This window comes from Vibrio sp. ZOR0018, from assembly GCF_963865925.1.
Classification (GTDB): Bacteria; Pseudomonadota; Gammaproteobacteria; order Enterobacterales; family Vibrionaceae; genus Vibrio; species Vibrio anguillarum.
In genome coordinates this window covers 1-1,492 of record NZ_CAWMCN010000066.1, presented here as the reverse complement: position 1 = coordinate 1,492, position 1,492 = coordinate 1, and the positions used below count along the sequence as shown (strand labels likewise).

3 pseudogenes are annotated in these 1,492 nt (G+C 46.2%); all 3 read right to left on the bottom strand.

The annotated features are described in order from the left end of the window. A pseudogene (locus AACR75_RS02780) lies at positions 1 to 154 on the bottom strand (IS4 family transposase); the annotation flags it as partial. Then, a pseudogene (locus AACR75_RS02775) lies at positions 155 to 1,266 on the bottom strand (IS3 family transposase). It abuts the pseudogene before it with no gap. A 66-nt stretch (positions 1,267 to 1,332) separates the two neighbouring features. Beyond that, positions 1,333 to 1,492: pseudogene (locus tag AACR75_RS02770) on the bottom strand (IS4 family transposase); the annotation flags it as partial.

Genomic DNA, 1,492 nt, shown 5'->3' with positions numbered 1-1,492 from the left:
AACGTTTCTCGTAATACGTGATAATTTTCAAAGCCTCTTCCGCACTGTTTACGGGTTCATTCGTCAGAATGTGCCAGTTCGGTTTCTTGTCTTCATCTCCGACCTCAGAGCAACCTACATAATTCAGTGAAATAGGTTTGTAACCTTCCCTGTTTTAGTGACACTCTAAATTAGAGTTTTTCCTACCTTCATGCCTTGTTAAATACTCCCAGGGAGTGAGGTCATCGAGAGCGTCATGCGGGCGCTCATCGTTGTATTCCTTCATCCATTTTTCTGTCAGTTCTCGGACTTCGCTCAGAGTTTTAAATACGTACATGTTGAGTATTTCTGTTCGATAAGTTCGGTTAAACCGTTCAATGTAAGAGTTCTCCGTTGGTTTTCCTGGACGGATAAACTCCAGTTCAACTTGGTTTTCTTCCGCCCACTCAGCCAGTGCAGTCGAGATAAATTCAGGGCCATTGTCCATGCGCAGCTTACTAGGTTGTCCTCGCCAGGCAATAATACGCTCTAGTACCCTTATGATGCGTGGCGCGGGCAAATTTAAATCCACTTCAATCACCAGTACCTCTCGGTTGAAATCGTCCACGACATTGAACGTACGAAAGCGCCTGCCGCAGATCAATGAGTCACTCATGAAGTCGATAGACCAACAACGGTTGATCCACTCTGGGCATACCAAGGGGGCTGGATTTCGCGTAGGTAGGCGCTTTTTGCCTTTGCGCCGTAGGTTTAACCTGAGCGAACAGTACACCCGATAGACTCGCTTATGATTCCATCTGTGTCCCCAACGCCTAAGTACTTTAAATAATTTGCCAGATCCGTACGCAGGATACCGCTCTGCTGCTTCCTACAATTTCGCTATAACCTCATCATCTCGATGAGGATCTGGTCGATATCGGTAGACAGAGTCGCTAATGCCAACTACGCGGCAGGCCATTCGCAAACTGACCTGATATTGTTTGCGAGCGTAATCGACAAGCTCGCGTTTAACCGCTGGCCTTACAGCTTTTTTTCCAGGATATCTTTAACGATACGGTGCTCGAGACTAAGGTCGGCAAACATTTGCTTGAGCCTGCGATTCTCGTCCTCGAGCTCTTTTAGTCGTTTAACATCTGACGCTTCCATACCCCCATACTTGGACTTCCAGTTGTAGTATGTGGCATCAGAGATGCCATATTCGCGGCAGACTTCGTTGACCTTTCGACCTGCCTCCACTTCCTTCAGGATCTTTACGATTTGTGTTTCTGTGTAACGAGACTTTTTCATCATGCGTTCTCCGTTTGTTTCAGTGTAAACGGAAAAACTCTAATTGCTAACGGCCAGTTTTTTGGGGAGGGTTACAGGTTCACCTGTTTTATTCGAGGGGGGCTTTAGTGTCACCGCCGCATATTTTACATCCAGTGTCACATATTGGGCTTTACGACCACCTCTTTGAGCTATCTGTATTTGTCGTTTTTTCACACTCTTAAGCTCAGACGCAAAGTGATAAAGC